General features: G+C 55.9%; 21 protein-coding genes and 1 pseudogene. 18 read left to right on the forward strand and 4 right to left on the reverse strand.

Annotated features, from left to right (window positions below; all coding sequences use genetic code 11):
• The first annotated feature begins 2 nt into the window (after nt 1–2).
• The 6 genes from ACTNB1_RS09275 to ACTNB1_RS09300 all read left to right on the forward strand — a co-directional run bounded on the left by ACTNB1_RS09275 (nt 3) and on the right by ACTNB1_RS09300 (nt 6,551).
• Entirely contained in the window at nt 3–1,052 is a 1,050-nt protein-coding gene (locus tag ACTNB1_RS09275; RefSeq protein WP_441169043.1) for an ABC transporter ATP-binding protein, read from the forward strand.
• On the forward strand, nt 1,045–2,115 hold the full coding sequence (locus ACTNB1_RS09280; RefSeq protein ID WP_441169045.1) for an ABC transporter ATP-binding protein: 1,071 nt from the start codon (nt 1,045–1,047) through the stop codon (nt 2,113–2,115). Before ACTNB1_RS09275 ends, ACTNB1_RS09280 begins: the two co-directional genes overlap by 8 nt.
• A 131-nt stretch (nt 2,116–2,246) precedes the next feature.
• Entirely contained in the window at nt 2,247–3,962 is a 1,716-nt protein-coding gene (locus ACTNB1_RS09285) for a peptide ABC transporter substrate-binding protein (RefSeq protein WP_441169047.1), read from the forward strand.
• Nucleotides 3,963–4,162: 200 nt separating this feature from the next.
• Nucleotides 4,163–5,035, forward strand: a complete 873-nt coding sequence (locus ACTNB1_RS09290) for a transporter substrate-binding domain-containing protein (RefSeq protein ID WP_441169049.1) — start codon at nt 4,163–4,165, stop codon at nt 5,033–5,035.
• 90 nt (nt 5,036–5,125) lie between these two features.
• Nucleotides 5,126–5,842, forward strand: a complete 717-nt coding sequence (locus ACTNB1_RS09295) for an amino acid ABC transporter permease (RefSeq protein WP_441169050.1) — start codon at nt 5,126–5,128, stop codon at nt 5,840–5,842.
• A complete protein-coding gene (locus ACTNB1_RS09300; protein ID WP_441169052.1) occupies nt 5,829–6,551 on the forward strand; it encodes an amino acid ABC transporter ATP-binding protein in 723 nt (240 codons plus the stop codon). Before ACTNB1_RS09295 ends, ACTNB1_RS09300 begins: the two co-directional genes overlap by 14 nt.
• Before the next feature lie 55 nt (nt 6,552–6,606).
• Here the strand turns inward: ACTNB1_RS09300 and ACTNB1_RS09305 are convergent, their stop codons facing one another.
• Both ACTNB1_RS09305 and ACTNB1_RS09310 read right to left on the reverse strand, forming a co-directional pair.
• The gene (locus tag ACTNB1_RS09305; protein ID WP_441169053.1) at nt 6,607–8,286 is read right to left on the reverse strand and encodes a DAK2 domain-containing protein; all 1,680 of its coding nucleotides are present in this window, start codon (nt 8,284–8,286) and stop codon (nt 6,607–6,609) included.
• Nucleotides 8,287–8,317: 31 nt separating this feature from the next.
• Nucleotides 8,318–8,668 carry an Asp23/Gls24 family envelope stress response protein gene (locus tag ACTNB1_RS09310; protein ID WP_130870171.1) on the reverse strand — a complete coding sequence of 117 codons (351 nt, stop codon included), beginning with the start codon at nt 8,666–8,668 and terminating at the stop codon, nt 8,318–8,320.
• 234 nt (nt 8,669–8,902) lie between these two features.
• Between ACTNB1_RS09310 and ACTNB1_RS09315 the strand changes: the two genes are divergently transcribed.
• Nucleotides 8,903–9,097 (forward strand): hypothetical protein, encoded by a 195-nt coding sequence (locus ACTNB1_RS09315; RefSeq protein ID WP_441169055.1) that lies wholly within the window; start codon nt 8,903–8,905, stop codon nt 9,095–9,097.
• Between the two features lie 77 nt (nt 9,098–9,174).
• On the opposite strand, the gene ACTNB1_RS09320 is transcribed toward ACTNB1_RS09315, so the two are convergent.
• The gene (locus ACTNB1_RS09320) at nt 9,175–9,558 is read right to left on the reverse strand and encodes a hypothetical protein (protein ID WP_441169056.1); all 384 of its coding nucleotides are present in this window, start codon (nt 9,556–9,558) and stop codon (nt 9,175–9,177) included.
• A gap of 13 nt (nt 9,559–9,571) precedes the next feature.
• Nucleotides 9,572–9,775: an aconitase family protein gene (locus ACTNB1_RS09325; RefSeq protein WP_441169057.1), complete on the reverse strand. Its 204-nt coding sequence runs from the start codon at nt 9,773–9,775 to the stop codon at nt 9,572–9,574.
• Nucleotides 9,776–10,053: 278 nt separating this feature from the next.
• On the opposite strand from ACTNB1_RS09325, the gene ACTNB1_RS09330 reads away from it, so the two are divergent.
• From ACTNB1_RS09330 to ACTNB1_RS09380, 11 genes and pseudogenes are all read left to right on the forward strand, one after another.
• A complete protein-coding gene (locus ACTNB1_RS09330; RefSeq protein ID WP_441169059.1) occupies nt 10,054–11,427 on the forward strand; it encodes a vWA domain-containing protein in 1,374 nt (457 codons plus the stop codon).
• A gap of 296 nt (nt 11,428–11,723) precedes the next feature.
• Nucleotides 11,724–11,837, forward strand: a pseudogene (locus ACTNB1_RS09335) (GGGtGRT protein); the annotation flags it as partial.
• A 510-nt stretch (nt 11,838–12,347) separates the two neighbouring features.
• On the forward strand, nt 12,348–12,941 hold the full coding sequence (locus ACTNB1_RS09340; protein ID WP_441169061.1) for a TetR/AcrR family transcriptional regulator: 594 nt from the start codon (nt 12,348–12,350) through the stop codon (nt 12,939–12,941).
• Between the two features lie 285 nt (nt 12,942–13,226).
• The gene (locus ACTNB1_RS09345) at nt 13,227–13,676 is read left to right on the forward strand and encodes a hypothetical protein (protein ID WP_441169062.1); all 450 of its coding nucleotides are present in this window, start codon (nt 13,227–13,229) and stop codon (nt 13,674–13,676) included.
• A complete protein-coding gene (locus ACTNB1_RS09350) occupies nt 13,673–15,175 on the forward strand; it encodes a sodium:solute symporter family transporter (protein ID WP_441169064.1) in 1,503 nt (500 codons plus the stop codon). The genes ACTNB1_RS09345 and ACTNB1_RS09350 overlap by 4 nt, the downstream gene beginning before the upstream one ends.
• Before the next feature lie 34 nt (nt 15,176–15,209).
• Nucleotides 15,210–15,830, forward strand: a complete 621-nt coding sequence (locus ACTNB1_RS09355) for a flavodoxin family protein (RefSeq protein WP_441169065.1) — start codon at nt 15,210–15,212, stop codon at nt 15,828–15,830.
• Nucleotides 15,831–15,852: 22 nt separating this feature from the next.
• Nucleotides 15,853–17,412, forward strand: a complete 1,560-nt coding sequence (locus tag ACTNB1_RS09360; RefSeq protein WP_441169067.1) for an AMP-binding protein — start codon at nt 15,853–15,855, stop codon at nt 17,410–17,412.
• Nucleotides 17,413–17,416: 4 nt separating this feature from the next.
• Complete coding sequence (locus tag ACTNB1_RS09365; protein ID WP_441169068.1) at nt 17,417–18,433, forward strand: 3-oxoacyl-ACP synthase; 1,017 nt, start codon at nt 17,417–17,419, stop codon at nt 18,431–18,433.
• Nucleotides 18,426–18,848 (forward strand): MaoC family dehydratase, encoded by a 423-nt coding sequence (locus tag ACTNB1_RS09370; protein WP_441169069.1) that lies wholly within the window; start codon nt 18,426–18,428, stop codon nt 18,846–18,848. The genes ACTNB1_RS09365 and ACTNB1_RS09370 overlap by 8 nt, the downstream gene beginning before the upstream one ends.
• A 102-nt stretch (nt 18,849–18,950) precedes the next feature.
• The gene (locus ACTNB1_RS09375) at nt 18,951–20,807 is read left to right on the forward strand and encodes an NHL repeat-containing protein (RefSeq protein WP_441169070.1); all 1,857 of its coding nucleotides are present in this window, start codon (nt 18,951–18,953) and stop codon (nt 20,805–20,807) included.
• Nucleotides 20,808–20,826: 19 nt separating this feature from the next.
• Nucleotides 20,827–21,237, forward strand: a complete 411-nt coding sequence (locus ACTNB1_RS09380) for a MaoC family dehydratase (protein ID WP_441169119.1) — start codon at nt 20,827–20,829, stop codon at nt 21,235–21,237.
• Nucleotides 21,238–21,419 lie beyond the last annotated feature (182 nt).

The following is a 21,419-nucleotide window of genomic DNA, read 5'->3' on the forward strand; positions in this document are numbered from 1 at the left end:
ACATGGAAGAGAATGTAAAGACCGGCAAGCTGCTGGAAGTGAAGGATCTCCACGTCTCCTTCTTTACCCCCGCCGGCGAAGTCAAAGCGGTGGGCGGCATCAGCTACGACCTGAATTATGACGAAGTCATGGGCATCGTGGGTGAGTCCGGCTCCGGCAAGAGCGTGGAGGCTTACTCCATCATCGGCCTGCTCCAGTCTCCCGGCAAGGTGGTGGGCGGTTCCATCACCCTGGAGGGCGAGGACGTGCTGTCCAAGAGCAAGGAAGAGATGATCGCTCTGCGGGGCAACAAGGTGGCCATGATTTTCCAGAACCCCATGACCTGCCTCAACCCTGTGTATACCATCGGCAACCAGCTCATTGAGGCCCTGAAGGCCCACGACAAGAAGGTCTCCAAGGAGGAGGCCGCCAAGCGTGCCATGGAGATGCTGGAGCTGGTGGGCATCAACAATGTCCAGAAGCGGATGAAGCAGTATCCCCATGAGCTGTCCGGCGGTATGCGTCAGCGCGTCATGATCGCCATGGGCCTGATCTGCCATCCCCAGCTGCTTATCGCCGACGAGCCCACCACCGCTTTGGACGTGACCATCCAGGCTCAGATCCTGGAGCTGATGAAGGACCTGCAGAAGAAGACCCACATGGGTATCATCTTCATTACCCATAACCTGGGCGTGGTGGCCGAGATCTGTGACAAGGTCTCCGTCATGTACGCCGGTAAGATGGTGGAGCAGGGTCCCGTGGACGATATCTTCTACAAGCCCGGCCACCCCTACACCATGGGCCTGCTGCGGTCCATGCCCCGTGTAGATGCCGAGAGCTATGAGCGCCTGATCCCCATCGAGGGCACTCCTGTGGATATGCTCAATCCTCCCGAGGGCTGCCCCTTTGCGCCCCGGTGTGAGCATGCTATGAAGATTTGCCTGCAGAAAATGCCTCCCTATGTGGAGCTGGGGGAGAATCACCGTTCTGCCTGCTGGCTGCGGGTGCAGGAGCAGCTGGAGCGGGAAAAGCAGGGCGCTGCTGAGAACAAGGAGGTGGGAGACCATGAGTGAGAAAAATGATATTCTGCTCCGGGTAGACCACCTGACCAAGTACTTTCCCGTCAAGGGCCTGAAGGGTCCCGGTGTCCAGGCTGTGGAGGATGTGTCTCTGTTCATCAAGCGTGGCGAGACCCTGGGCCTGGTGGGTGAGTCCGGCTGCGGCAAGACCACCCTGGGCCGCACCATCCTGCGGCTGCATGAGCCCACCTCCGGCCAGATCGTCTATGACGGCAAAGTCATCTACGAGCATAAATACCCCTTTGAGCCCAAGACTATGCCCGTCAAGGACAAGGACGGCTCTGTTCATGAGGATACCGTGCTGGTGAAGAAGCCCGTTCCCCGGGCGAAAGCGGTGGATATGCTGCCCTACCGGCGGAAGATGCAGATCATCTTCCAGGACCCCTCCGCCTCTCTGGACCCCCGCATGACGGTGGGCGAGATCATCGGCGAGGCTCTGGACATCCACAAGCTGTATCAGAGCAGAAAGGACCGTGCCGACCGCATCAAGGAGCTGCTGAGCATGGTGGGCCTGAATACCGAGCACGCCAACCGCTATCCCCATGAGTTTTCCGGCGGCCAGCAGCAGCGTGTGGGCATCGCCCGGGCGCTGGCGGTCCGTCCCGAGTTCATCGTGTGTGACGAGCCTATCTCCGCCCTGGACGTGTCCATCCAGTCCCAGGTGGTGAATATGCTGGAGGACATGCAGCAGGACCTGGGTCTGACCTATCTGTTCATCGCGCATGACCTCAGCGTGGTGCGCCATATCTCTAACCGCATCGGTGTTATGTACCTGGGCACTCTGGTGGAGCTGGCGGAGAGCTACGAGCTGAACCGCAACCCCATTCACCCCTATACCAAGACGCTGCTGTCTGCCGTGCCGGTGCCTGACCCGGAGGTGAGCCGTTCCCGCCAGCGTATTGTGCTGCAGGGCGACATTCCCTCTCCCATGAATCCGCCCAAGGGCTGCCGGTTCCATACCCGCTGTCCCTATGCTACGGAGAAGTGCAAAGAGGTTGTGCCTCAGCTGAAGGAACATGCACCCGGGCATTGGGCTGCCTGCCACCTGCTGGGGTAAGCGCAGCGCCTCTATGCGTATCCTGAAAGGCCATGGCCTTTCGCCGTCCACGAGGGTGGACGGCGAACATAATAACCCTGTGTATCCCGTCTTTTGATGGATCGATACAAAAAACTGAAGGAGGAAGAACGATGAAAAAAAGGAAGGTACTGTCCCTGTTCCTTGCCGGCGCCATGACTGCCGGTCTGCTGGCCGGCTGCGGCAGCAACAAGGACAATACTCCCGATAGCGGGAACAGCCCTGCTGCCGGCGGCGAGACTGCTGCCAACGAGATCACTGTCAACTTTGCCTCTGAGCCCGAGTCCCTTGACCCCGCCCGTAACACTACCGTGGACGGCGCTGTCATGATCAACCACCTGTTTGAGGGCCTGATGCGCTGGGAGGACAGCGGCGAGGAGGTCCCCGGCACCGACGGCACCTGCAACAACGCTGTGCTGGGCTACGGCCAGGCCGAGAGCCACGATGTGACCACCAACGATGACGGCACCGTCACCTACACCTTCCACCTGCGCGACGGCATCAAGTGGTCCGACGGCAAGGACGTGACTGCCCAGGACTTTGTGTACGCCTGGCAGCGGGTCGTCTCTCCCGAGACCGGTTCCGACTACAGCAACATGCTCTCCGGCGTTGTGAACGCCACCGCCATCACCAACGGCGAGATGGATCCCTCTGAGCTGGGTGTGGCCGCTCCCGACGAGAAGACCTTTGAGGTCACTCTGGTCAACGACCTGCCCTACTTCCTGGAGATCTGCGCATTCCCCACCTGCATGCCTGTCCGTGAGGACGTGGTGAGCGACACCCAGTGGACTTACGATCCTGAGAAGTTTATCAGCAACGGCCCCTTCAAGCTGGATATCCGCGAGACCAACTCTCAGATCAGCATGGTGCCCAACGAGAACTACTACAATGTGGATCAGGTGAGCCTGGACCGTCTGACCTTCAAGCTGATGGACAACGATAACGCCATTCTCAACGGCTTCAAGTCCGGCGACCTGGATTATATCCAGACCGTGCCCGTGGACGAGACTGCCGGCCTGATCGCCTCCGGCGACCTGAAGATCGTGGACCAGATCGGCACCTACTATGTGTGCTTCAACACCCAGCAGGCTCCTTTTGACAACGCTCTGGTCCGTGAGGCCTTTACTCTGGCCATCGACCGCACCTATATCGTGGAGCAGATTGCCCAGTCCGGCCAGGTCGAGGCCGGCGGCTATGTGCCCGCCGGCGTGTATGACGCCGAGGGCGCTACCGGCGAGGACTTCCGCACCGTGGGCGGCGACTACTACAAGCCCACCGACGCCGACTACGAGGCCAACTGCGAGCGCGCCCGTGAGCTGCTGGCCGAGGCCGGCTATCCCAACGGCGAGGGCTTCCCCGTGGTGGAGTACCTGTACAACACCAGCGACAGCCACAAGGCCATTGCCGAGGCTCTGCAGAACATGTGGAAGACCGTTCTGGGCGTACAGGTGACCCTGAACAACCAGGAGTGGAACGCCTTCCTGCAGGTCCGTAAAGAGGGCGACTACTCCATCTGCCGCAACGCCTGGGTTGCCGACTACAACGATCCCATGTCCTTCCTGGATATGTGGATGACCGGCGGCGGCAACAACGACGCTCAGTACTCCAATCCCCAGTACGACAGCCTGATTGAGCAGGCCCGTACCGAGACCGATCCTGCCAAGCGCATGGATCTGCTGCACCAGGCCGAGGATCTGGTTGTGGGTACCGACTACGCCATCTGCCCCATCTACTTCTACACCCAGAAGTATATGCTGGCCGATGACATCCAGGGTATGTATTATACTCCTCTGGGCTACTTCTTCTTTGACCGCTGCACCAGAGGCTAATTTCAGCCAGATAAAAGGGCGGAGCCAACCGGCTCCGCCCTTTTTCTGTCCGCTCCTGCCAGAGAACGGGAGAAAACTGAAAGGTTTTTTGTGTGCTTTGACCAGTGAATAAATATTGCATTTTCCTGAATATCATGTATAATAAGATACAACCAATAAGGAAACTCCGAGAGAGTACAATGAATAGGAGAGAATACATCATGAAGAATCTGAAGAAGCTGGCCCTGCTGGGCCTGACTGCCGTTATGTCTCTGAGCCTGCTGGCCGGCTGCGGCAACGGAAGCACTGGTAATGCCGAGACCCCCGACGCCGGGGAGACCACTCCTGCCACCGAGAGCCAGGCTCCCGCTGACGAGACCACTCCCGCTGGTGAGTTCACCACCGTGGAGGCTGGTAAGCTCCACATGTCCACCAACGCCGCCTTCCCTCCCTATGAGATGATCAAGGACGACGGTACCTTCGAGGGCATCGATGTGGAGGTGGCTGGTGCCATCGCCGAGAAGCTGGGCCTGGAGCTGGTCGTGGACGACATGGGCTTTGACGCCGCTCTGCTGGCTGCTCAGAACGGCCAGAGCGACATGGTCATGGCCGGTGTTACCGTCACTGACGAGCGTCTGGAGGTCATGGACTTCTCCGACAGCTATGCCACCGGCGTGCAGGTGATCATTGTTAAGGAAGATTCCCCCATCCAGACTGTGGACGACCTGGCCAATGCTGATATGATCGGCACCCAGAAGGCCACTACCGGTTACATCTACTGCTCCGACACCCCCGAGAACGGCGGCTACGGCGAGGATCACGTCACCGGCTATGAGTCCGGCGCCCTGGCTATCCAGGCTCTGATCAACGATCAGGTTGACGCCGTGGTTATCGACAGCGCTCCCGCTGAGGAGTTTGTGGCTGCCAACGAGGGCCTGAAGATTCTGGAGACCGAGTTCGCGGTTGAGGACTACGCCATCGGCGTGAAGAAGGGCAACACCGCTCTGCTGGATGCCATCAACGGTGCTCTGGCCGAGCTGATCGAGGACGGTACTGTGCAGTCCATCGTGGACAAGTACATCACCGCTGACTAATTTCAATCTGACTGTGTGCATGACAAACGAAAGGGCGGCCCCTTCTGGCCGCCCTTTCGTTCCCTGTTATAAGAGAGGAGGATTTTGAACTTGTCATTCTGGCAGGATTTTGCCCAGCAGTTCCACACGGCCTTTATAGAAGGCGACCGCTGGAAGCTGTATCTTCAGGGCGTGGGCGTGACCTTACAGCTTACCGTGGCGGCCCTGATCATCGGCGTGATCCTGGGCGTGGTGGTGGCCGTGATTCGCACGGCCCATGACCAGCAGCGCCTGGGCCGCCGCAACTTTTTCCTGGGTGTTCTGAATATTATTTGTAAGATTTATACTACCATCATCCGCGGTACCCCTATGATGGTTCAGCTGCTGATCTGGGGATTTGTTATTTTCAAGACCAGCCGGGACCACACCATGGTGGGCATCATCGGTCTGGGCATCAACTCGGGCGCCTATGTGTCCGAAATCGTCCGGGGCGGCCTGATGAGTGTGGACATGGGTCAGATGGAGGCCGGGCGCTCTCTGGGCCTGAACTACCTGGATACTATGCGCTTTATCGTCATTCCCCAGGCTTTTAAGAACATCCTGCCCTCCCTGGGCAATGAGTTCATCACGCTGTTCAAGGATACCTCTCTGGTCTCCGCCATTGGCGGCACCGAGCTGGTGTACTATGCCGAGGCCGTAGGCGGCAAGACCTATCAGTACATGTTCCCCTACCTGGGCATTGCTGTCATCTATCTGGTATTCGTGATGATCCTCACCTGGCTGCTGGGACTTCTGGAAAGGAGGCTGCGTCAAAGTGATAGACGTTAAACATCTGTCCAAGGCTTTCGGAAATCATCTGGTGCTGGATGACATTTCCGAGCACATCTATCCCGGCGAGAAAGTGGTAGTCATCGGACCCTCCGGCTCTGGCAAATCCACCTTCCTGCGCTGCCTCAATCTGCTGGAGACCCCCACCAAGGGTACCATTACCTTTGAGGGTACTCCCATCACCGATCCCAAGAGCAACATCGACCAGATTCGCCGTCAGATGGGCATGGTGTTCCAGCACTTTAATCTGTTCCCCAACATGACCATCCGGAAGAACATCACTCTGGCGCCTGTACGCACCAAGCTGATGAGCCAGGAAGAGGCGAATGACACCGCTACTGCGCTTCTGAAGCGGGTAGGTCTGGATGAGAAGGCGGATGCCTATCCCAACCAGCTCTCTGGCGGCCAGAAGCAGCGGATTGCTATCGTCCGGGCCCTGGCCATGAAGCCCAAGGTGATGCTGTTTGACGAGCCCACCTCTGCTCTGGACCCTGAGATGGTAGGCGAGGTGCTGGAGGTCATGAAGCAGCTGGCCGACGAGGGCATGACCATGGTGGTGGTCACCCACGAGATGGGCTTTGCCCGTGAGGTGGGCAGCCGGGTGCTGTTCATGGACGGCGGCCACATTCTGGAGCAGAACGAGCCCCACGCCTTCTTTGCCAACCCGAAGGAGCCCCGTACCATCGAGTTCCTGTCCAAGGTGCTGTAAAAATGAGAAAAAGCCGCCCCATCCGGAAGGATGGGGCGGCTTTTTGCATCTTTGGTTATTCGGCGGAGATCATATAGTAGTACACGGGCTGTCCGCCGGACAGCAGGGTGATCTCAGCATTGGGGCAGCACTCGGTGAACAGCTCCAGAGCCTTCTGGGCGTCCTTCTCCGACACGTCCTCGCCGTAGAAGATGTTGATAAATTCCGCGTTCTGCTGGTTCTCGTCCTCCGCCAGCCGGCGCAGCAGCTTCTCCAGCTTCCGGTCGGTGCCGAAGAGCTGGTGCTCAGTGAGGGCCAGGTAATCGCCGCGCTTGATGGCGAAGCCGTCAAAGTCAGAGTCCCGGGCGGCATAGGTGATCTCGGAGGTGTGGACGTTGCCGATAGCCTCAGTCATGGCGGCCACATTGGCCTCCTCGTCGGCCTCGGGATCCATCATCATCAGGGCGGAGATGCCCTGCGGCACCGTCTTGGTGGGCAGGACCACGACCTTCTTGCCCTCAGCCAGAGGCACGCACTGCTGAGCGGCCATGATGATGTTGCCGTTGTTGGGCAGGACAAAGACGATCTCCGCCGGGGTGGCGTCGATCTCCTTCATGATATCGTCGGTGGAGGGGTTCATGGTCTGACCGCCGCTGATAACGCCGTCAGCCCCCAGATCCTTGAATACAGCAGCCAGACCGTCGCCGGCGGCCACCGCCACCACGCCATACTTCTTTTCGGGAGCGGCGATCTTCCGGCCGCCCTCCTCCTGGTGGTCGTGGTCATCCTCCTCCAGATCGTCGGTGCTCTGGATGTGGCGTCCGGCGGCCAGATCCTCCGCCTGGGTGCGCATGTTTTCAATCTTGGCCAGCTCCAGGGTGCCGTACTTCTGAGCCTCGGTGAGGGCAGCGCCGGGAATGTCGGTGTGGACGTGGACCTTGAAGCAGTCGTCGTCCTCGCCGATGACCAGGCTGTCGCCGATGCTGTTCAGGTAAGCCTCAAAGGAGGTGAGCTCCTTGTTGGTGGTCTTGCGGACGATAAACACCGTGTCGAAGGTAAAGGTGATCTCCTCGGCGGCGATGGCGGCGTAATCGGTCTTGGTCTCCGTCTTGGTGTCCTCAGCTCCGTCGGGCAGAGGCACACCCCGCAGGGAGTCCAGCATGCCCTGGAGAATGACCAGGAAGCCCTTGCCGCCGGCGTCCACGACGCCCGCCTTTTTCAGTACGGGGTTCATCTCAGTGGTGTGGTCCAGTGCCACCAGACCCTCCTGGATGGCGGCCTCCAGCACGGCCTCGGGGTCGTTGGGGGTCTGCCGCGCGGCGTCGGCCGCCCGGGCGGCGGCCAGCCGGGAGACAGTGAGGATGGTGCCCTCCGCGGGCTTCATCACCGCCTTGTAGGCGGCGGCCACGCCGAAGTCCAGGGCGATGGCCAGATCCCGGCCGTCGATGGTGTCCTTGTCCTTCACTGCCTTGGAGAAGCCCCGGAACAGCAGGGACAGGATGACTCCGGAGTTGCCCCGGGCGCCCCGCAGCAGGGCGGAGGCGTTGGTAGCGGCCACCTCACCCACCGTGCGGGGCTGCTTTTTCTTCAGCTCAGCGGCGGCGGTGGAGATGGTCAGGCTCATATTGGTGCCGGTGTCCCCGTCGGGTACGGGGAATACGTTCAGCTCGTTGATCTGCTGCTTCTGCAGATTGATGGAGGCGGCCGCGTGGATCAAGGCCTGGGCCAGAGACGCTCCGTCAATACGCTCTCTCATGTCTGTGTTCCTTCCTTTCGATGGCGGTCGGTCAGCCGATGACCATGGAGTCGATGCACACGTCCACATTGCGCACTTCGGCGCCGGTGGTGCGATGCACGATATAGCGGACCTCGCTCATGATGGAGCGGCTCACCGCCATCAGGTTCACGCCGTTGTCCACGATGATGTGCAGCTCGATGGAAACGGAGGAATCCTCGTTATAGGTGACCTTGACGCCCTTGCCCATCGATTCCCGCCGCAGCAGGTGGACCAGACCGTCGGCCTTGGAGCGTACCGCCATGCCCTTCACGCCGTAGCAATTGGTGGCGGCGGCGCCGGTGATATTGGTGAACACCTCGCTGCTGATGGTGATCTCGCCCTGTTCCGTCTGGAATTTCATGGATGCATCCCTTCCTTTCCTGGGAGTGGATCCGGCAGGCGGTGCCGCTGGAGCGGCCTGCACAGCCGGGGGACCTGAATCATATTTTGTCACTCTATTGTATTCTATTTTTGGGAAAATTACAAGGGAAAAAGTTTCGGGAAAGTAGGCGGAGACACTTGTATTTTGAACAGGAAACGTGTACACTGATGACATCCGCAAATAAGTGGAAAGAAAAGGAGGCTGTTTGCCGATATGAAGAAACTGGTCTGCATGCTGGCCAAGCTGTTTGCGCTGCTGGCCGTGCTGGGCGCGCTGGTTTACGCCGCCGTTCTTTACTGGGATAAGATCATGGAGCTGCTGTGCAAGCTGAAGGGGATGCTTGGCTGCAAGGATTCCTGCTGCTGCTGCGACGACGAGTCGGAGGATTACGCCGACTGGGAGGTCTGAATAAAAAAGAGCGGGTGTGCCGCCATGTGGCGGCACACCCGATTTTTTATGCAAAAACGGTGTTGGATAATGAAAAATTACCGGTTCAGCTTGTGCTTCAGGGATTCCACCAGGCCGCCGCAGCTGACAAGCTCCATGATATGGGGCGGAATTTTATCGCAGTGGTATTCTGCCCCGGTGGTCAGATTGCGGATGATCCCCGATTGGGTATCCACAGAAATCTCGTCAAATTTGGAGATCTTATCCGTATCCGGACATTCAATGGCCAATATACCCAGGTTGTTTTCCGCCACGAAGATGTCGCCGGGGCGGGCGGTGGCCGCAAATTCCGGATCCACCGGGCTCATGGCGTATTTGGCGACTTCCTCCATGGACAACTCCATATAGGCAGGGGGAGAAATAATATCCGTGTTGATGTTATCTCCGAATTTCAGAACTCTGCCTGTAATTTTCTCTTCCATAGTCTCCCCCTCCTTACAGCATGGTACGCGGATCGGTCAGCTTTCCAGTGACAGCGCTGGCTGCCACGGACAGGGGAGAGGCCAGATATACGTCACCCTGCTTGCTGCCCATGCGGCCGATAAAGTTTCGGTTGGTGGAGGACACGCAGACCTCGCCCGCGCCAATGGCACCCGAGTGGATCCCCATGCAGGACTGGATTGACGCCGTGAAGGCCACCGGCTATGACGGCTTCTGGTCTTACGAGCTGATCTCTCGCCGCTCTTTATGGGGCCGCTCATCGACCTGTTTACCAAAACGGTGGCGCTTCCGCTGCTGGGGATTAAAGAAGACAATGTATAATCAAACAGCCTCCCGCTGAACGGCGGGAGGCTGTTGTTTTAACCAAAGGGCTCTTTGAGACAAAGCAGAGCGTCCCTGCCGTGAAAGGAGGGGACGCTTTCATGGTTGTGATCATAGTATAAGGCGGGAGCTTTTCCCAGAAGGAGGTAACACACATGGGTGTTACGAATTCCAACAAAGTAATCAACACCGACCGCATTGCCTGTGATGGTACCCTGCGGGTTACTCTGGCGCTGACGGCAGCGCCGGATATTGTTTCCAATCCGACTGATATCGTGCTGCTGCTGGACCGCTCCGGCAGTATGGCTGGAACACCTCTGGCCAATATGAAGCTGGGTGCAAAGACCTTCATTGACATCATTGACGAGGCCACGGACGGCAGCAAAGACGGTCAGATCGGCTTCGGAAGCCAAATGGCCGTCGTCAGCTTTTCCAATACTGCTGCGGTGGATACGCAGCTAATTACCTCTGTGGATGAGCTGAAGGCCGCTGTGGACAGCCTGAGTGCCGGCGGCAGTACCAACCACGCCGATGCCTTTGCCAAAGCCGCCCAGCTGTTTGATCCGGCCTCTTCCAATGCCAAGGTCATGGTCATGTTTACCGACGGCAATACCACCGCCGGTGCGCCGCCCGCTCCTGTGGCCGCAGCGGCCAGAGCGCAGGGAATCATCATTTACTGCATTGGCCTGATCGGCTCCGACGGTCTGGACATCAATGCGCTGAACAATTGGGCCACCGATCCGGACGCCTCCCATGTGGCGGTGACGCCGGACGCTGCCGACCTGGAAGAACTCTTTGCAGAGCTGGCCGCCAATATTTCCAAGCCGGGCGCTACCAATATCGTCATCGATGAAGTTGTCAACCCGGACTTTATCATCACCAGCATTGCTTCCCCTGCAAAAGGATCGGTGGCCATGCTGGACGCCCATTCCTTGCGGTGGAATATCCCCCAGCTGGGGGTCACCTCCAGTGAGAGCGCAACGCTGGATTTCTTTATCCGTCATGTAGGCCAGCAGTCCGGGACCAAGCTGGTGAACCAGTCCATCACATATTCAGACAACGAGGGAAACGTGGTTTCTTTCCCGGAGCCTGCCGTGTTGGTGGACTGCAGCATTGTGGTTCATCCGGAGAAATGTCCCGAACCGGTGGAGCTGACGGTGGAAGGTTGTCAGGATTCGGCTCTGGTGGACTTGGGGGATGTGTGGCTGGAGTCTCAGGGCCGGATCATTCAAATGGATGTGACCATTAAAAACGTCTGTCCCGGAAAGCGGGTGGCCCTGGCGGCCATTCTCACCGAGGTGGATCAGGATGGCATGGAGCACCAGCGGGGCATGAAGGCGATGACTATTCCTGCCCATAGCGCGCCTGTGTGCCGGGATGTGCTGGTAAAGTGCGTAAAATTTGTTGTGCCGGAAGACTTGAGCGTATCCGGCGGAGCCATGTGCAGCCCCCGTAAATTCAAAGCCCGTTTTCTCGCCAACAATATTGACACAGATTACCGCTGCTGCGAGTCTGTCTTTGTGCTGTAGGCTGGGCTAGAAAAATAAGTGGCGCATCTCCGGGGGAGAGACGGCTGTATCAGCGGTCTTCCTCCAGAGATGCGCCGGCTGTCTATTCAGACAGTCTCATTGTTCCAGCGACGGCAGAATGTATTCCACTTCCTCGTGAGGGCGGGGGATCATGTGCACGGAGTTGAGCTCTCAACCGGTGCCATAGCAGCTTGTCTCGCCCCAATTTATAAAGGCGGCTAAAACGTAAATCTACACAAAAGCAGAGGCGCAGTTTTAATAATAGCCATTGCCCAAAGCGTGATGGCTATGTTACCAAGCTGGCCCTGGGCCACGGGAATCTGGCCGCTATGCTGCTGCGGGACGAGACCGAATGCTTTGCCTTTCTGGCTGGCCATGAGTCCTTTGCCGCGGCGGCGGAGTCACTGAAAGCTTAATTAAAAAGCCTGACAGGTGTGCAGCGGCTGAACTATAGACGAGCCTGACTTTACAACGGCTGGTATGTAAGAGTGTCTTCTCAGAAAGGATATTCCTGGGAATGGGCTCTTGCGGTAAAGACAATTGGAAAAAGCGGCGCAGCCTTCGGGTGAAGCGTGTTTGAGGATTTTATTGCCGTAAAAGTAGCTTTATTGGTGTATTTGTAGTAAAATATAATATATATAATTGTCCTGATTACAGGGAATTCTCACACAGATAAGATCCTGTTGGCGCAAAAGCCTTACATATCTTCTCTATAAATTTGTGGGTGAAAGCTGTCAGGCAGATGTGGATTTAGCGGTGAAGAGGCCCACACAGCCTTCTGCGTGAGTGATCATATTATGATAAATGATTGAAAAATCAGGGAAAAGCGTGTATTCTTTAAGCTACAAACGCTATGCACTTCGGCCCGAAGGTCGAGAAACGAAAATTTAGCTACAAAAGTTGCTTAAATGAGGTATTTTATGGAACAGTATATCATAAAACCAAAGACAAAACGCGGCGAAGCAACGCTGGAAAAGCTGATTGAGGCGGCTAAAGCGGTGTTTTATGAAAAGGGTTTTCATGGTGGTTCCATTTCTGATATCACCAAGCGGGCCGGCGTAGGAAGCGGTACGTTTTATATTTATTTTGACAGCAAAATGAGCCTTTACCGCTATCTTTTGAAGGAATACGGACACAGGATCCGTGCCAATTCCAGTCAGGCCATTGCCGGCTGCACCACCCGAAAAGAAGCGGAGCGCCGCGGAATCCGCAGCTTTTTTGAGTATGTGCAGAAGGATCAGGCCATTTTCAATATCGTATGGGAGTCGCTGTATATTGACAAAACCCTGCTGGATGACTTCTATACATCGTTTTCTAAATTCTATGTTTCCCGATTGACCCAGGCGCAGCAGGCAGGGGAAGTGCGTGACATTGACCCGGATGTGCTCAGCTATGTGCTGATGGGCATTACCAACTTTGTCGCGCTGAACAGCCTGGTGCTGAAACAGGAGGACAACATTGACCACCTGGTGGACGAGGTAATGAAAGTCCTGGAAACAGGCATTTTTAAATAAACAGAAACGTGACTTCGGCAAGGCCGGTCCCTTTTGCGGGGACCGGCCTTGCGTTTGTTTTTAATACAATTAATGGGATTGGCATTCTTTACTAAAAAGGTGGCCTGCTTTTGTGAAAATCCGAAAAATTGTAGAAAAGGTCAGTTTTCTTATTGACCAATAAACATTTATAGGATACTATGACCATAAGATGAATCATGATTCATGTTTCATGTTTGAGAGAGGAGGTGGAGTAAAACAACGCAGAGGTAAACCGGGAAAAGACTGAGTAGGAGGAATGAGCGCATGAACGTAAAGAAACATCAAACCGTCATTTGGATCCTGATTGCGGCCTTGTGGATGGTGTGCATTGTAAGCGGAACCATGGGCCACTTTGTGTTCGGCATGTGCGCCGGAGTGGTGCTGATGTTCCTGCATATGCTGCTTGGAATGGCAAAGGGGGAGAAAATATCCAAGAAGGTTCTGATCTATCCCATGGGGATCTGGGCTGTGCTTTGGATCGTCAGCTTTCTCCTGTCGGGCTACTACGCGAACCTGTTCCAGGGGGTCACGCCGACCTTTACGGTGTTTGGCCTTGATCCTTCCTTTGCGCCTACGATTTTCCTGTACTGGATCGGCGGCCAGCTGACCCTGAATTTGGGCTTTTATCTGCTGCAGGATGAGTGGCTGAGCGAAAAAGACTGGAATGATTTCTGTGACAAGGCTAGAATGATTAAGGAGGGCAAGCAGGTATGACTGGCGGTACGATTACTTTGATTCTCCTGTTTTCGGCGCTGATGATTGTGGTATCCTTTGCCATTGGCATCTGGGCCCGCAAGAAGGCCACCACTGCCCAGGCCTATTTCGGCGGCACGGCCATGTTTGGACCCGTGGCCGTGGGGCTGAGCTCTATGGCCGGTATCGCCTCTGCCTTTGCCATGGTGGGTGTGCCCGGCATCATTTACGGTACCGGCAACGCCATGACCTTCTGGATGCTGTCCGGAGCGGCGTTTGCCATGAGCTACATGATTTTGGGTAAGAAAATGCGTGCCATGGCCGAGGTGGCGCCCATTTCCAGCTTGGGTGACATCTGCGACCTGCGGTTTAACAACAACAAGCTGATCAAGGCGCTTATGTCCATCATCATTTGCCTGGGCTGCGTAGGCTACCTGGCAGCTCAGATCTCCGCCGGCACGGCGCTGATCTCCAATCTGGTGGACATTCCCCCCATCGTGGCAGGCATCATCATCTTTGGCCTGCTGACCATTTATACCGCCCTGTCCGGCGAGGTAGGCGGCCTGCTGTCTCAGGCATTTCAGGGCTTCATCATGGTGGTGGCCAGCCTGGTGCTTATCATTGCCTTCTTTGCCGTGACCGGCGGCTTTGGCGGTGTGCTGGAGGCTGTCTCCGCGGTCCCCGAGGTCACGGGAGCCACCAATGGCGTGACCAAAACGCTGGGTCCTGATTTCCTGAACGCCTGGGGCACCTATCCCGGAGCGGTCTCTCTGGCCTGGATGCTGATCCCCATCCTGGGCTGCGTCGGTCAGCCTCAGGTGCTCACCCGCATGTATGCGGTCAAGAACCCCCGGGATCTGCCCAAGGCCGGTCTGGTCACTGCCATCACCCACACCATCGTGGGCTTCCTGGCTGTTGCAGGTGCTTACGGTGCTTTGTATCTGGTTGCTACCGGAAAGATCGAGCCTCTGGCAGTGAATGACCAGGCGATCTATGCCTTTGCCGACTACCTGGGCATCTGGGCGCAGATGCTGGTGTACGCCGCTATTCTGGCCGCGGCACTGTCCTCTGCCTCTATGTTCCTGACCTCCTCTTCCACGCTCCTGTCCAAGGATCTGCCCAGCGCAGTGGGTATCAAGATCGCTCCCGAGAAGCAGATCGGCATTTCCCGCATCTTTATGTTCGTGCTGGGCGCCGTTGCTATCGTGGTGTCTATCTACTCCTCCGAAATGGTAGCTTTGCTGGGCACCTTTGGCTGGGGCACGCTGGTCAGTGCTACCTTCCCCATTTTTGTGGTCGGCCTGCTGTGGGACCGCTGCACCGAGCAGGGCGCTCTGGTGGGTATCGCATACTCCTGCATTTTCAATATCCTGCCGCTGGTTACCAACTTTACCTATCCTTCCAGCCTCTTCGGCTATTTCATCACCTCCGCTGTAGCGGTGGCTCTGACGGTAGTGGTGTCTCTTGTGACGCCCAAGCCCAAGCTTAACGCAGCTACCAAAGCGGTTCTGGATCTATAAGAATATGTTTTAAGCAGACTGCGGAGGTAAGTGTATGAAAATTTTGGCGCTGTCAGGCAGTCCGAGAAAAGACGGGAACACGGAACGGTACATAAACATCGTATTGGAGCAATGTGCCGCGGCCGGAGCTGAAACGGAACTGGTCCGGGTGTTTGATCTCTCAGTAAAGGGGTGCCGTGCCTGCTACGGATGTGTGGAAAAGAAGGCATGCATCTGGGAAGATGATTTTCAGCAGGTATTTGAGAAGATTAAGCAGGCTGATGTCCTGCTTCTGGGCAGTCCGGTTTATCATGCGTCCATTACGCCGGAGCTCAAAGCGGTGCTGGATCGAGCAGGATTCTGCGGCCGGTGGGCGGTAAGCGAGATGAAGGCAAAAGAGGGCGCTTATGAGTTTAACGCCAGCGTGCTAAGTGGTAAGCTGGTGGCGCCGGTGACCGTAGCCCGCAGAGCCGGACAAAACTTTGCCTTTGCGCAGCTGTTCCTTTGGGCGGCATGCAACGACTGTACCGTCGTCGGCAACACCTATTGGAATATCGGTGTCGCCGGAAAAGGCGGAGCTAAGGATGCTTTGGAAGATGAAGAAGGTGTGACCACCATGAAGAATCTGGCGCGCCGCATCTTGTATACAGCATCAAAACTGCGGCCCGAAGGGTAAATGAGGAAAGGGGAATACAACCATGGACAACAGTTGGATCGGCAACTACGCATATGCCCGGGCCCGGCTCAACAGTGAGGGTGTTGCGGTAGTTGATCTGGACACGGAACAGAAATACACCTATGGCGAACTGGACCGCAGGGCGAATGTTCTGGCCAACCTGCTGCGCAGCCGGTATGGTATCTGCAAGGGCGACCGGGTAGCCTTCATCAGCCGCAACCGGGTGGAGTTGATTGACGGCTATTTTGCCACGGGAAAGCTGGGAGCCATCCTGGTCCCCTATAATGCCCGGCTTTCTGTGGATGAGCTGGCTCAGCTTATGGGCAGTGAGCAGCCCAAGGTGCTGTTCTATGAGGGCTGCTTTGCGGCCACGGCCAAAGAGCTGGAAGCGCGGGGTGTGCTGGAGCACTTTGTGGTGCTGGACCGGCAGGAGACGGGGACCCACGCCTTTTACGGGGAACTGATTGCCTCCGGTGACGCCGCACCTGTATCCTGCCCGGAACTGGAGCTGGAGGACATCCACCTCATCATTCACACCGGCGGCACTACCGGGCTGCCCAAGGGCGGACTGATCTCTCACCGATGCGAGATGTTCAACTCCTTCAGCGAGATCTGCACCTGGGGCCTGCGCTATGATGACAAGGCCCTGATCCTGCTGCCGCTGTTCCATACCGGAGGATGGAACCTGCTGACCCTGCCGCTGCTCCATGCAGGCGCCACTATTTACATCAACAGAGGATACGATCCGCAGAAGACCATTGAGGTGGTGCAGCAGGAGAAGATCACCTATCTCTTTGGCGCAGCTACGATTTTCCGCATGATGGTGGAGCGGCCTGAGTTTGCGCAGGCGGATCTGTCCAGCCTGAGATGGGTCATGGCAGGTGCGGCTCCCACCCCTCAGAATATCATGCAGGAGTTCTGGAACAAGGGGATCAAGTTTGTGCTGGGCTACGGCATGACCGAGGCCGGTCCCAACAACCTGTCCACGCCACCCCAGTTCGTGCCTCAATCGGTGGTGGAGGAAAAGTATGCCTCCGTGGGTAAGCCCTTCTATCTGACCCAGCCCAAGCTGATTGATGACGACGGCAACGAGATCACCACGCCGGACACGCCCGGCGAGCTGCTGTGGAGCGGTCCCCAGATCTTCAGCGGCTATTGGGGCAATGAAACCGAGACTCAAAATACGCTGGTGGACGGCTGGGTACATACCGGCGACATGGCCACGTTTGACAAGGACGGCTTCTACTATATTGTGGGCCGGAAAAAGAACATGTTTATCAGCGGCGGTGAAAATGTCTTCCCCCCGGAGATTGAAAGTGCCCTGTATGAGATCGAGGCCATCCGGGAGGCCTGCGTGATTGGCGTGCCTGATGAAAAGTGGGGAGAAGTGGGCAAAGCCGTCGTTTCCCTCAAACCGGGCATGGAGATCGACAAGGCTGGGATCCTGGCGGCGCTCAACGGCAGACTGGCTCGGTATAAGATCCCCAAATATGTGACCTTTGTGGACGATATCCCCAAAAATAACGTGGGTAAGATCGTGGTGCATGAGATTCAAAAGCTGTATGGAGAGGCGAGGGATTGAACCGGTGAAACATAACGTTGGTATACGCAGTATCGGCTCCTATGTTCCCGCCGGTATACGGGACAGCCTGTATATCAGTCAGGCGTCGGGAATCCCGGAGCCCGTAATTCGGGATAAATTCGGCATCAAGCAGGTGCATAAGGCCGGGCCGGAAGATACCGTGTCCGGTATGGGGGCCAAGGCGGCCCTGAAGGCTCTGGACGGGCTGCCGCCCGAGGAACTGGACCTGGTGGTATACTGCGGCAGTGAGTATAAGGACTACTATATGTTTAATTGTGCCGCCAGGATCAAGGAGGAGATCGGTGCCAAGAACGCGGCCGCGTTTGAGATCCACAATCTGTGCTCAGCCGGGGTATACGCCCTGAAAATACTGAAGTCTATGATGCTGCAGGACGAGAGTCTGAAGCGGGTGCTCCTGGTGTCATCCTCCAAGGAAGGAGACCTTATCAACTACGCCGACGGCGACAGCCGGTTCATGTTCAACTTTGGCGACGGAGCGGCTGCTGCGGTGTTGGAGCGTGATCTGGGCCGGAATGTGATCCTGGAATCCGCTATGATCGTGGACGGACGCTTTGCCACCGATGTATCGGTGCCGGGGGTGGGCTGCTGCAATCGAGACAAGATCGATACCATTGCCCATGAGGACTGGTACCTGCAGGTGCGTGACCTGGCCGACATGAAGGCGCGGCTGGATCCCATCACGCTGGACCACTTCTGCGGTGTTATGGACCAGGCGGTGACACGCAGCGGATACAGCAATTCCGATGTTGGATTTTTGGCGCCCATTTGTATGAAGAAGTCCATGCTGCTGGGCCTGCTGGATCACTTCGGCCTGCCGGAAGAAAAGAGCTTTCTGCTGGACGAGTACGGACACTGCCAGTCTGCCGACTGCTATCTGGCCATGGAGGAAGGCGTGCGGCATGGGCGCCTGGTGGACGGAGATCTGGTAGTCACCGTGGCGGCGGGTACCGGCTATTCCTGGGCGTCCACGGTGATCCAATGGGGGCCCTGCAATGTCTGAGCCGTTTTTTATTCCCTATGCGGACATCCATGTGGGTGACCGGGCCAGCCGAAGTGATGTGATCACGGAAGATATCGTGACCCGGTTTTCACAGCTGATCGGTGACACGGATTCCTTCCATATCAGTGAAGAGAGCGCGGCCAGGACCGTATTTCAACGGCGGATCGCCCATGGCATTCATATTGCTACCTTTATCTCCACCCTGGTGGGTCAGAAGCTCCCAGGCTTTGGAACAATCTATTGTTCCCAGACCTTTGACTTTCAAAAGCCTGTCTATCTGGGTGAAACCATTCGGACAGAAGTAACTGTGCTGGAAAAACTGCCCCACCGCCGCCTGCGCATGCAAACTACCGTGACGGACAGCGCGGGCGAAGTGGTCCTGGACGGGATCGCAGTGATCAAAACCTATCAATAGGGCCTTGCGGGAAAGAGCAGAGATGGATCCTGTCTGATGCAGATGAAAAGTCTCTGCTCTTTGCCTTTTAGCGCGGCTGCATTTAAATGGGAGGGCTTGATCGTGAAAAGAAAACAGAGGTTTATTCGGACTTTGACATCTGTTGTTGCGCTGATGCTGCTCATCACATTGACCGCGGCAAATGCTTCTTACAGCGGGTATGAATATGCTGGCGTGATAGGGCAGGAATCTGATCCCTTCAATGGGTATGTTCTGGGCACCCCTGTGGCGATTTCCAAAGACTCCAATGGCTATTTTTATGTAGCGGATATGGCGAATGGCCGAATTCTAAAACTGAACAGCGGTATGCAAAAGGTGGACACCATCGAAAACATCGATATGCCGTTGTTTGTTTATGTAGACAACAATGACTACATTTTGGTCAATGAGCTGGGCAGCAATAAGATCCTGAAATATTCACAGGAACTGGAACTGGTGGACTCCTGGGGCGGACCAGGTACAGGGGACGGTCAGTTCAACATTCCCCGTTCTATTGTTCAGGACAGCAGAGGAAACTATTATGTAAGCGACGAGCTAAATCACCGCATCCAGAAATTCAGTGAGGACGGCAAATTTATTGCCTCGTATGGCTCGTACGGCAGTCAGGCGGGATATTTCGCGGTGCAGCAGGGACTCTCCATTGATGCCCAGGACCGTGTTTATGTTGCCGATACATACAACAACAGAATCCAGGTTTTTGAGACATATCCCAGCTGGGAATATGTGGACTCTTTTGGCACATATGGAGTTTATAATCCATATAATGTCACCAGTTTTCAGCCGGGAATTATGAACCACCCCCGGGGAGTTTATGTGGACAAAGCTACCGGCCGTGTGGCGGTTACAGATAGCTCCAACAATCGTGTCATGGTCTATAACAGCTATGAACAGGGGTTTTCCTTCTACCAGTCTCAAAATGGATATCTTGGAATGAGCCTGCCCACTCACGCCATCATAAATAATGGATTTCTTATCGTGTTGGATTCCCACAGCAGAATTTTGAAGTACAACTCCATTTTGAATAATACCAATCTGTTTACGGAATACGGGACATACCGCAATGCAGCAGGTACGTTTTCCAATCCCCAGAGCGTGTGTGTGGATCCTAATAATGGAAAAGTATATGTGAGCGACTCGTTTAACCATCGGATCCAGATCTTTTCCGAAAACGGCACATTTTTAGGCAGTATGGGCGGGATTGGCGGCCCGTATGGGTATGGGACGGCATTAAACTATTTCCTCTATCCCAAGCAGACCGCGGTTGACAAAAACAGCACTTTATATGTGGCGGATTTTGGGAATGGAAGAGTTGTAAAAAAATATGCCATGGGCTTCAGTTTTGTGCTGGCCGCAGCGGTAGGCCAGCCTTGGGGCGTGGCGGTGGACCAAAATGGGTATCTTTATGTGTCCGATTGGGCAACGGATTCGATCAAGGTTTTTTACAATGGCATACCGGTAAGATCCTGGGGCGGAACAGGCTCTTCCTCGGGACAATTCAATAAGCCCTGTGATTTGAAAATCGGCACCTATAATGGAACCACTGCGCTATATGTTGTGGACTGCGGCAATAACCGTGTTCAGATCTTTTCTCTGAACGGTACCTATCTGGGCGAGCTGGGAACCCCTGAGACCGATCCGCTGCAGAACTATGATGCGGAGAAATCTGCGGGAGCTATGCTGCTGCCCTATGGAATCGCCATAGATGGCGACGGCAACGTGATCGTGTCTGATACATCCCACAAATGTATGCGGGTATATGATGACAGCGGAACGCTTCTGGAGACCTGGGGAAGCATGTCCAGCTCAGACGGCAATTTCTTCTCCCCCATGGGATGTGCCGTCAACCCCACGACTGGACGTCTATACGTCACAGACGGAGTACTGCAGCGGGTACAGTACTATGATCCGGTGGAAGAATGATCTGAAAGCGGAGGTTGCGATGACTATTTGTGAAATGAAGGTTGGGGATACCGCGAGTGTATCAAAAACGATTTCTGAGTCGGATGTATATCTGTTTGCAGGGATCACCGGAGACCACAATCCTGCGCATGTAAATGAAGAAAGCGCTTCACGGACCATGTTCGGCAAACGCATTGCGCATGGGATACTCAGCGCTGGCTTTATTTCTGCCGTCCTGGCCATGAAGCTGCCTGGACCGGGGACCATTTACTTAGGTCAGGATTTAAAATTCAAAAAGCCGGTATATTTTGGCGATACAATTACGGCTATATGCACGGTGACTGAATTGCTTCCAGAGAAAAACATTGCTAAACTCTCCACCCAATGCATGAATCAAGCTGGTGCCATAGTGGTGGATGGTACAGCAACCGTGATGCCGCCAAAAGGTTAAGTCTAAAAAATCCCCCCCTGGCAGACCTGTCGAGCACAGGCCTGCCACATATGGAAGGCCCGGGCCATGGGATGCTGTAAAGCACCCATAGCCCGGGCCTTCTGTATGCTTATCGGAGTCATTCAGTTGGTCTGGCGAGCAAGGTGGCGAAATCGTGGCGTCTGTTTGCTGTGTTTGTGAAA

The sequence above is a fragment of the Flavonifractor sp. HCP28S3_F3 genome (genome assembly GCF_052065355.1).
GTDB lineage: Bacteria > Bacillota > Clostridia > Oscillospirales > Oscillospiraceae > Flavonifractor.

What these genes read in the sequence shown, in the direction of transcription:
- ACTNB1_RS09275 (WP_441169043.1), top strand. Translation starts at nt 3, where the DNA reads ATGGAAGAGAATGTAAAGACCGGCAAGCTGCTGGAAGTGAAGGATCTC.
- ACTNB1_RS09280 (WP_441169045.1), top strand. Translation starts at nt 1,045, where the DNA reads ATGAGTGAGAAAAATGATATTCTGCTCCGGGTAGACCACCTGACCAAG.
- ACTNB1_RS09285 (WP_441169047.1), top strand. Translation starts at nt 2,247, where the DNA reads ATGAAAAAAAGGAAGGTACTGTCCCTGTTCCTTGCCGGCGCCATGACT.
- ACTNB1_RS09290 (WP_441169049.1), top strand. Translation starts at nt 4,163, where the DNA reads ATGAAGAATCTGAAGAAGCTGGCCCTGCTGGGCCTGACTGCCGTTATG.
- ACTNB1_RS09305 (WP_441169053.1), bottom strand. Translation starts at nt 8,286, where the DNA reads ATGAGAGAGCGTATTGACGGAGCGTCTCTGGCCCAGGCCTTGATCCAC.
- ACTNB1_RS09310 (WP_130870171.1), bottom strand. Translation starts at nt 8,668, where the DNA reads ATGAAATTCCAGACGGAACAGGGCGAGATCACCATCAGCAGCGAGGTG.
- ACTNB1_RS09315 (WP_441169055.1), top strand. Translation starts at nt 8,903, where the DNA reads ATGAAGAAACTGGTCTGCATGCTGGCCAAGCTGTTTGCGCTGCTGGCC.
- ACTNB1_RS09320 (WP_441169056.1), bottom strand. Translation starts at nt 9,558, where the DNA reads ATGGAAGAGAAAATTACAGGCAGAGTTCTGAAATTCGGAGATAACATC.
- ACTNB1_RS09330 (WP_441169059.1), top strand. Translation starts at nt 10,054, where the DNA reads ATGGGTGTTACGAATTCCAACAAAGTAATCAACACCGACCGCATTGCC.
- ACTNB1_RS09340 (WP_441169061.1), top strand. Translation starts at nt 12,348, where the DNA reads ATGGAACAGTATATCATAAAACCAAAGACAAAACGCGGCGAAGCAACG.
- ACTNB1_RS09345 (WP_441169062.1), top strand. Translation starts at nt 13,227, where the DNA reads ATGAACGTAAAGAAACATCAAACCGTCATTTGGATCCTGATTGCGGCC.
- ACTNB1_RS09350 (WP_441169064.1), top strand. Translation starts at nt 13,673, where the DNA reads ATGACTGGCGGTACGATTACTTTGATTCTCCTGTTTTCGGCGCTGATG.
- ACTNB1_RS09355 (WP_441169065.1), top strand. Translation starts at nt 15,210, where the DNA reads ATGAAAATTTTGGCGCTGTCAGGCAGTCCGAGAAAAGACGGGAACACG.
- ACTNB1_RS09360 (WP_441169067.1), top strand. Translation starts at nt 15,853, where the DNA reads ATGGACAACAGTTGGATCGGCAACTACGCATATGCCCGGGCCCGGCTC.
- ACTNB1_RS09370 (WP_441169069.1), top strand. Translation starts at nt 18,426, where the DNA reads ATGTCTGAGCCGTTTTTTATTCCCTATGCGGACATCCATGTGGGTGAC.
- ACTNB1_RS09380 (WP_441169119.1), top strand. Translation starts at nt 20,827, where the DNA reads ATGACTATTTGTGAAATGAAGGTTGGGGATACCGCGAGTGTATCAAAA.